This is a genomic window from Mesotoga sp. B105.6.4, from assembly GCF_002896535.1.
Taxonomy (GTDB): Bacteria; Thermotogota; Thermotogae; order Petrotogales; family Kosmotogaceae; genus Mesotoga.
This window is the reverse complement of the sequence record NZ_JWIM01000139.1, coordinates 1-5,668: the sequence shown is the minus strand read 5'-3', so window position 1 is coordinate 5,668 and position 5,668 is coordinate 1. Positions and strand designations below refer to the sequence as shown.

3 protein-coding genes are annotated in these 5,668 nt (G+C 48.5%); all 3 read right to left on the bottom strand.

Annotated elements, in window-relative coordinates; translation table 11 throughout:
• Positions 1–201 (bottom strand): hypothetical protein (locus tag RJ60_RS15170; RefSeq protein ID WP_146028965.1); only part of this gene is annotated, 201 nt, incomplete at its 3' end.
• A 20-nt stretch (positions 202–221) separates the two neighbouring features.
• Entirely contained in the window at positions 222–731 is a 510-nt protein-coding gene (locus RJ60_RS15165; protein ID WP_103135288.1) for a hypothetical protein, read from the bottom strand.
• 16 nt (positions 732–747) lie between these two features.
• Positions 748–5,668, bottom strand: a 4,921-nt coding sequence (locus RJ60_RS15160; RefSeq protein WP_146028964.1) for an SdrD B-like domain-containing protein, incomplete at its 5' end; no start/stop codon positions are given.

Genomic DNA, 5,668 nt, shown 5'->3' with positions numbered 1-5,668 from the left:
ATCGGGTGTGACGAGTACCGAATAGACCGGTAGTACCGTGGTTATTACCTGGTTGGATAGGATTGTTCTGGTTACTCCCCTGCCATCGGTATATGTAGCCGCGGCCTGGTTCTTGATTTTGGTGCCGGCGGCAGGTGGTGCGGCAATCGCGGCAACAGCTATCATGACCGCGAGGAGCACCAGTAGAAGTTTCTTACTCATAAACTCACCTCCTGTGTGTTTTAGTTGGATACCTTAACTCTGTAAAGCACTTTCAATATATCTGAGGGTTTAAACTGTCTTTCATAGACCCACATTATGTTTGTATAAGCCGTAGGATTGACCAATCTCCTTACTGCCATCCCCCCCCTCACTTCTTCAAAGAATAACGGTGGTTTTCCGAAAGTCTCCCCTCCATCGAAACTGAAGTAGAGCTCTAGTTCTCGACTCTCCCAGTCCAGATGTTCACGCTTCTCTCCAGTTGCGCTTCCCCTTATATAGAAAGTGCCTTCGGGGATCAATGCGATCATCTGGAGACCTTCGATCGTAGATTCCGATACGTTTTCATATGTGAGAACATAAAGAATCTCATCACCCGGAAAGACCTCGTCGAGTTCTTCGTATGTCTCTGTCGCACTCTGAGAATCCCAGACCTTATAACTTTCGATACTGACCTTTATAGGTTCCTCGTTGGCAAACCCCAGTAAAAAGAGTGCTGAAAGAAAAACGATTGTAAGGAAACACTTCTTCATCTGTATCCCCTCCCGATTATCTTCTAAGTTTCGTTTTGAATATCAGCCAGCCCGAAGAGCCTGGCTGCAACGCACCGAGTATCTTCGTGATATTAACTGTCAGAACTCGCCCCTCGCAGAAGGCCCAATCAAGATTAGCGTCGCCACCGTCTTCGGCGACCAGCAGATGCTCGCTGCCATCGACAGAGAGAATCACGTTACCGTGAGAACTGCCCATAGAATAACTGTCCTGAAGTAACTGTAAATCTCTATCCAGAGGATCGGTAATCACGACCGAAGGAATCGAAAGAGTTCCATTGTTGGCAAATGAGATCCTGTACTCGATTATCTCCCCGGGCTTTCCTTCAGATGACAATCCCCAGTCACCCGAGATCGAGAAATTGCGGGTCTCTTTGCGTATCGAGAGGCCCTCGGCTCCAACGGTAATTGTATCGTAAGTCTCGGCGCTATTGCTTCCCGCAGAATTAGACCAGTCTTGAACTGCCCTGACTTTTATTGCGTCGAACGTGCCGCTGATGGCTTCAGTGGGTATGTTGACTGTTAATCTAAAATAGTACCTTGCCGGAGACCTTGCGATATTGTTATCCCACAGACCCAGCACATTCCCTGCCGAATCGAGCTCATAAACAGCGATACTAAAGCCTTGAGATGAAATGGTCTCCAGAGAAACGCTACCATAAGTTGCAACGAACAGAGAATGATCGAGACTGACGGTGCTTCCCGGAAGTCCCGAAACGGTATTTATACCTTCGATGAGCAGTCTCTTCACATCTGCAAAATTGTTGAAGGCAAAAGAATCAACACTCGAGTTTATCGTTATAGTATTTCTCTCTTCAAGAGGGGCAGACCCGTCGCTATCATGGTCGCCCGTTGATGTATATGCCGGAAGATCCGTCTCTCTTATTACGATTGGATAGACAGGATCTCCGGAGACGAAGAATCTATAAAGACCGTCCTGGTCTGTGTATCTTGTAAATTTGTCCGAACCGTTTGTCAGTGTAACCAACACTCCCGGTATTCCCGCCTCTCCCGGATCTCTTGTAGCATTATTGGCCTGAGAGATGACGCCTGCACCGGTGTCATCGAAGACAAAACCTTTCACAATAAAACCTTTGAAATCACCGAAATCGGCAGTTTTGTTTACTGTATCTACTATCACTTCAACCCAGTTCGGAGTCGTGGATATGTATCCAACAGGATCAGATCCTTCAGTTGATGAATTGAAGAGATTCTGGGCGTCTTCCACAACTCTGAAAGTTCCCTGCGAAACATCGAAGCTATAAAAACCTTCATTGTCCGTCTGAGTGTAAGACTGGAAAGTCCAGCCGCTTCCATCAAACTTCCAGAGGTTCAGCCTGACTCCCGCAATACCGGGTTCGGCATAGTCGCGGGTCCTGTTGAAATTGAGATCTTCATAGACGTAACCGCTGATCTTCAGACCCGAACCAACTGATTTATTCGGACCGAACTCGGAAGTACTGTAAGCAAAAATACCGAGAACGTTACTGAAGCTTTCGTGACGGGTTATAGCTGTTATGACTTTTGTGTCCTCAGAGACAGGGGAGACATTGTCCTCAAAGTTTCCCTGAGAATCTACTGTAAGTGACCCGATATACTTTATTCCTTCACCGTAGTCCTCTCCCGAATAAGAGTCTCCGTCCCCTGCTCTTGCAGAGTATATCTCAACGACAGAACCGGCGAAGACTGCGCTGGGAGTGTTCTGACCTACAAATCCCTGAATAGACAGAGCGCTACCGCTTCGCGTTGCCAGAGCTATTACAGGGTGATCGATACCCGTATTACCATAGCTTTCATTGAGAAGCCCGTCGTTTGGATTCACACCCTCAATCATGTCCGAAGATGGCGCTCTGAGAAGATCAATCGCCAGGCCGCGATTATCACCAAAAGAGTTTAGCGAAAAGTCGCCATAACTTGAATCGCTGCTAACCCTTATACCGGAACCGCCAAAAGAGCCGTTGATGATTGACTTTCTGATAACCGCTCCCACAGAATCGTTGAGAGATATGGCCGAAGCGGTTGAATCGACGATCGTTGTATTCTCCAGAAGCGTCAGTTTGTCTCCCTGTGTATAGACACCGTTTCCGTGAGTCACGCCGGCGTGGCTTCCGCCATTCGCTTCTACGATAGAGTTTCTTAAAGTAACTGAACTCGCCGGAGAGACTATCGAAACGCCATTTCCGTCGGTTCCCGAAGGACCGATGCCGTTGTCCAGTACAATTATCCTGTTTACATCTATGGTATTTCCAGTCAGCAGAAGACCGGAGCCGTTGTGAGCGATATACGAGTCTTTTAGAGTTCCGCTTGCGTTGATAACCAGACCGTATCTTCTGTTTAGATTGCTATCTTCAGGTCTAGATCCATCGGCTCTCGCCCCGCTCACAATATTATCAAGATTGAAGTTCTGGCCATTAATGATTACCGGAGCGGTAGCGTCGCCGACAGTGCCGCCACCGTTAAAGAAGGCGATGTTCTTCAACGAGAATCCTCCCGCGGTTGCCGAAGTTCTCAGAACATACTCTAGACCGTTACAGTCTATCTCGATCTCTTTGCCGTTGAGTTGGGGTATGGCAATTTTATCGATTCCGGCAAGACCGCCCCCAAAGTTTGAGACGTTACTGTTTATGATGTTCCCCTGCACAGTGTATACAGTGCCATCAATGGTTGTCTGGGTGTCGGTAATGTCCGGCAAGGCTGCCTGAGTCTGTATCGTCCACCAGCTGTTGCTTCCGAAAGATGAATTTTGAGGAGTCTGCATGACGAATCTCGCCGCATTGGCTCCGGCAATTGCATTTGAGTTCAGCACGAACTGTCGCAGCGTTCCCTGATTGCCGGCAACTCTGAAGCCATTATCTCCAGTGTCGTTAGTGTTGACAATCACGTTGAACGAGAAGCCATGATCGATCCCGCTTACGGATTGAGTGCTTTCCGAAAGGTCAACTGCAGACAAATGCTGAAAGGTGCTCTGACTGACGGACTTACTCCAGGTCGCGAATCTGTCTGAGATTGAGGGATCTAAACCGCCAAAGGCCTGTACATCATTGTAAGCACCGTCTTTGAACTCGCGTTTGAAGGTCTGTTCGGCCCAGGGAGTCGCAGGTGGAAATCCGGAATTGAGTGCTGTCGGAGCGACACTCTTCGAATCCACAACGACGTAGTATCTATATTGAGGCAAAGGTCCGAAAGAGTAGTTGCCATTGGAATCGGTATTAGTCTCCGCGACAAACACGTCACCATTACTGATCGCGTCGTTACCGTCGGCCTCTCTGTAAATTCTCACCCTAACGTTAGTCTTTGGCAGATCGACACCCGAAACAAAAGGCCCACCATTGTCTCCTCGGTCTTCAAAGGCTTTTCCGGAGACTGTCAGCGAGATACTGCTACAAGTATTTTCCAAGAGCGCTACTTCTCTGAGTTCGCCGCTATTGTACTGCACATACGAGTCCATTGTATTGCCTTGATCGTCTCTCACTACTGCCTTAATTATGTAGTCTCCCTGAGGAACCTGAGAATTATTCCACTGCAACCTCCAGGGGTTAAACTGGTCCACGGCCGTTGCGTCTCCGATCAAGACCCACTCGAAACCGTCGTCGGCAACTCCGTTACCGTTATAGTCAAAATAATAGTAGAACTTAACGCTTGTTACCGTCGAACGTATTACTCCTGAGACGGCGGTATGCGAATCGAGCACAAAAGCCTCGATCGTGGAAGGACCGCAGCCGGAAACGCTGATCCTGGATGTCAGAGGAATCTGCGAAATATGCCCACATGAATTCACAAGGTCTCCAAAGGGGATAGGTTTATTAAGAGCCATCGTATAGGTCCCCTGGAATGCAAGGTCTTTCTGTAAAGGATTGTTAGTGTTCGAACTTGTAGTGAACGCAAGCTGGAAGATATCGTCTGCAGTGAGTTTCGGTCCGCCTCTGGAAGTAGCGTCTAGAGCTGCCAGGGGTACCTGGATATCCAGAAGATAAACAGTGCCGAGCGAGGGATCTACGTACTTGATCACTCTGGTCCTTCCAAAATCCCATACCAAAGGCGAGGGATCGCGGTCCCAGTCTGCCGGTCTACCGGGTTCGCCGTCGGCGTTTGTCGGACTAATCAAGTGCTTTGCGCTGTCCTGTTTCCAGATCAGATCATTATCGTAGAGATACTGGTCTTTGATTGTGCTGAAATATACCTTTATATCGTCGGGCGCAATTCCTTGGTCGGTTCCGTCGAGTTCAATCGCGAAGTCTCTATAACCGTCGCCGTCTATATCTATAAGTATGTTCCATGTAGAAGATTTATAGGGAGTCCCAGAACCTTGTAGTTGTAGAGGGTTTTTGGCAAGCACCATTCTGAACATGAGATTGTCGCAGTCGGCGAAGAACTGTATCGCAGGCAGATTATGAGAACTGACGAAATCTGCTTCCTGCCTGGGACTGGTCCCGCCATTAGAATTGTCAGTATTGCCTGAAGCGTCGTAAATCGGGTCTCTCGAGTAAGTGTAAGGGATCCACTCGTTGGTTGCCGAAGTGCTTTCATTCACTCGAACATAGTCAAATTCGACCTGTGTCGGTCCCCAGGATCTGAGACCAACTCTTCCGTTCATGAAAGGGTTATCGCTGTCAGTGTATCTCAAAACCTCAATTCCATCGACAAACATAGTGAATGTATTACCCATGGCCACTATGGTTACTTCATGCCATTCCAGCCAGTCGAAATCTGCGGCAGGCGTTCCCGAGGCTAGAACGCCGGACTCTCTACCATCTGTGACCTTTCTCAATGCGAATTTATTCCCAAGTCCCGGATCGACCTGAAAAGCGTAGGCGTTTATGTTCCTGGCAGTACCTGTAGCCCTGACATATATCGCATAACCGGAGCCGCCGGACTGAATCCCGTCGGTGATCCTGCCAAAGCTCCTCACAACGTAATCC

Excerpts from the sequence above, each read along its gene's own strand:
- RJ60_RS15165 (WP_103135288.1), bottom strand. The coding sequence starts at position 731 with ATGAAGAAGTGTTTCCTTACAATCGTTTTTCTTTCAGCACTCTTTTTA.